Below are 2816 nucleotides of genomic sequence, written 5' to 3' on the forward strand. Positions count from 1 at the left end.
CAGCGGGCCGCTGAGGGCCACGACGCCGTGTTCCACCAGGTCGGCATAACCTGGCAGGCCCAGGCCATGGGCCATGGCAAAGCTGTGGGTCATACGGGCGGTGTTCATGGTTTCAGCGACGGCATCGGGCGGCAAAACACCGTGATCGTCGAGGTTGCCGAAGCCGTCAGGCAGCCTGGAAGCCTTGGCGAATGACAGCAGGCGCTGGCCTTCAGTGGCAAGCCAGGCGTGATGGGCAGGTGCGTTCAGCCAACTACTGGCAGGCAGTGGTTGCGTGGTCATGATTAGCCCTTTTTATTATGTGCGGGATGACGGGAGTCTAAACAAGGGCGGCGCGAGGGCAAGTAACGAAGGAGACGGGAAATGTCACCGATTGGTGACATTGATTGTGCCAAGGCCTGCAGGCGTCATGTGTAGTGACGCCTGCAGCACCTCACATCACTGCTGCCCGAGAGGGGTGATCCGGGCCGGCTGGTTGATCTGCTGCTGCAGGTTCTGCACCTGGCTTTGCAAGGCAGTGACGTTACGCGTGGTCTGGATGCGGAACACGTCGAACTCCTTGGTGGACGGACCGTCGGAAGCCGCGGCGCGGTTGTCCAGTTCGCTCTTGAGGACCACAAGGTCCTGCTCCAGGCGGGCGATGGCGGCCGTGGGGTTGCCCTGTTTTTTCAGGGCTGCGACGTCGGCGGAGAGGTCCTTGAACTCGGCGTCCCGGGACTTGAGGGTAGCCACCGCCTCCGTCAGCGCCTGGACCTGGCCCTGCAATTGCGCGTTGGCACTGGACAGCTGGGTCGTGCTGGCGGTCATCTGCTCCAGGCGCTTGTCCAGGTCAGTTGCCTGGCCGGCCACGCCCATCTGCTGCTTGCCCTGCTCCAGCAACTGGGTCTCCAGCTGCTTGATCTGCAGTTTCAGGGCCTCGCTGCCATTATTCACATTGGCTTCGCTGGCCACCACCTTGCCGGAAATATCCTGCAGGCGCCCCGCCGCTTCCTCGCTGATGCGCGCGAAGCTTTCCTGGGTCGCCACCAGTTGCTGGCCCATCAGGGAAATCTGCTGGAAGCTCCACCAGGCAAGGCCGGCGAAGGCGAACAGCAGCGCACCGACCAATGCCCACAGCGGCCCGGTACTGGCGCTCTTGACCTTGACAACCGGCGCAGGCCGGGAGCGCACGGAGGTAGCCGGCGTGGGCTCGAAATCATCGTCGTCCGAGGTGTCGGCCCGCAGGCTGGGAACGTTGTCGAAGTCGTCGTTAGCATCGTTACGCATGAATCAACCTTAAATCCTTTGAGGTGGCATATGGATAGCCAGGCGTCGGAGTATAAACCCCCGACCTGCCGCACTGATCGACCCGGGTTCGCAAATTCGGTTCCCGGTGTGTTGCCGGTTATTTAAGTCCCACGTCCTGGGCCTTCCACCAACTGCAGAACTCGTCGAGGGCCGCCCACAGGCTGACCTTGGGCTGGTAGTCGAGATAATGCCGTGCGCGGGTGATGTCGAGGGTGAAATCTTTGTTCATCACCTGCATGCCCAGCCGTGACAAAGACGGTTCCGGGCGCCCTGGCCACATGGCACAGAAAGCTTCATTGAGCGCCGCAACGCTGTAAGACAAGCCGTAGGACCGATAACGGGTGACCTGAGGCATGTCCATCTGTCGCATCACGTAGTTCACCACATCCCACACCGGCACCGGGGCACCGTTGCTGATGTTGTAGACCTTGCCCAACGCCGAGCCCGTCGCCAGCAAACTGCTGAGCAGGGCTTCATTGAGGTTGTGCACACTGGTGAAATCGACCTTGTTCAGGCCATCGCCGACAATCGCCAGGCGGTTCTTGCGCTGCATCTTCAACAGGCGCGGGAAGATGCTCATGTCGCCGGCCCCCGTGACAAAGCGCGGGCGCAGGGCCAGCACTTCGAGGCCAAACTCCTGGGCGCCAAACACCTTTTGCTCCGCCAGGTATTTGGTGGCTGCATACGGATGCTTGAAACGCTTGGGCACTTGTTCTTCGGTCAAGCCCAGGTGGTCACGGCCGTCGAAGTAGATCGACGGCGAAGACAGATGTACCAGGCGCCCGACCCGCTGCTTGAGGCAGGCCTCCACCACGTTTTCGGTAACCAGCACATTGCCCTGGTGGAAGTCCTGATAACGCCCCCACAGCCCCACGGCCCCGGCGCAATGCACCACGGCCTCGACGTCGCGGCACAGCTCGCGCACCAGGTCCGGATCATTCAAATCACCCTGGATAAACTCGGCGCCGCGCCGTACCAGGTGTTCCACACCTTCGGCCCGCCGCCCGTTGACCCGCACGTCCAGGCCCTGCTCCAGGGCGAAACGCGCAAAGCGCCCGCCAATGAAGCCGCTTGCGCCGGTGACCAGAATTTTCATGACTTACTCCGCATTCTTTCGTTTTTCATCGCTGTTGCCTTGACGCTGGCCATCACTCCAACGGCACCAACCATTGCCCCGTTGTGTGTGCCAGATGATCCGTCAGCAGGCCCAGCAATTGTCCACCACTGCGCCAATGATGCCAGTACAGCGGCACATCGATCGGCTTATCTGGCAATAACTCCACCAACACGCCCTTTTCCAGCTGGTCGCGCACCTGCAGTTCGGGCACCAGGCCCCAGCCCAATCCGGCTTCCGTCAGGCGGATAAAACCTTCGGACGAGGGGCATAAATGGTGTTCGAAACCACCGTCGACGCCCAGGGACGCCAGGTAGCGATGCTGCAGGAAATCATCCGGGCCGAACACCAGCGCCGGCGTGCGGGCCAGTTGATCGGCCCGCACGCCCTCGGGAAAGTGCCGGGCGACAAACGC

General features: G+C 61.9%; 4 protein-coding genes. All 4 read right to left on the reverse strand.

Going from position 1 to position 2816, the window contains the following annotated elements:
* The coding region (locus tag HX846_RS26930; protein ID WP_178966447.1) for an AGE family epimerase/isomerase at window positions 1-282 on the reverse strand (282 nt) is incomplete at its 3' end.
* Between the two features lie 156 nt (window positions 283-438).
* Window positions 439-1266: a hypothetical protein gene (locus HX846_RS26935; protein ID WP_003213005.1), complete on the reverse strand. Its 828-nt coding sequence runs from the start codon at window positions 1264-1266 to the stop codon at window positions 439-441.
* Between the two features lie 118 nt (window positions 1267-1384).
* Window positions 1385-2383, reverse strand: coding sequence for an NAD(P)-dependent oxidoreductase (locus HX846_RS26940; RefSeq protein ID WP_003213003.1), 999 nt, complete (start codon window positions 2381-2383; stop codon window positions 1385-1387).
* Window positions 2384-2435: 52 nt separating this feature from the next.
* A partial coding sequence (locus tag HX846_RS26945) for a LysR substrate-binding domain-containing protein (protein ID WP_256739985.1) occupies window positions 2436-2816 on the reverse strand: 381 nt, incomplete at its 5' end.

It is taken from the genome of Pseudomonas sp. K5002, from assembly GCF_013386655.1.
Classification (GTDB): Bacteria; Pseudomonadota; Gammaproteobacteria; order Pseudomonadales; family Pseudomonadaceae; genus Aquipseudomonas.

Coding starts and splice junctions, on each gene's coding strand:
- HX846_RS26940 (WP_003213003.1), bottom strand. CDS start 2,383: ATGAAAATTCTGGTCACCGGCGCAAGCGGCTTCATTGGCGGGCGCTTT.
- HX846_RS26935 (WP_003213005.1), bottom strand. CDS start 1,266: ATGCGTAACGATGCTAACGACGACTTCGACAACGTTCCCAGCCTGCGG.